Below are 278 nucleotides of genomic sequence, written 5' to 3' on the forward strand. Positions count from 1 at the left end.
CTCAGCTTGAGGATTTCGAACAAACCGGCGGACGAGCGCTATCCGTTCGGCTACGGCAATATCCAGTACATCTCGTCGTCCATCGTGGGCTCGCTGCTGCTGATCGGCGCCAGCTTCCTGATGTACGGCTCGGTGATGAAGCTGATCTCGGGAACCTACGAGGCGCCGAGCATCTTCGCGGCGGTCGGGGCGTCGGTGACGGTGATCGTCAACGAGCTGATGTATCGCTACCAGATTTGCGTGGGCAACGAGAACAACAGCCCGGCCATCATCGCCAA

Annotated in this window: 1 protein-coding gene; it reads left to right on the top strand. The window is 59.7% G+C overall.

The genetic code is table 11. The features are described from left to right. Nucleotides 1-278: cation transporter (locus tag MTBSS4_RS03830; protein ID WP_173982083.1), on the top strand; the 278-nt coding region annotated here is incomplete at both ends.

This window comes from Magnetospirillum sp. SS-4, from assembly GCF_902729425.1.
Classification (GTDB): Bacteria; Pseudomonadota; Alphaproteobacteria; order Rhodospirillales; family Magnetospirillaceae; genus Phaeospirillum.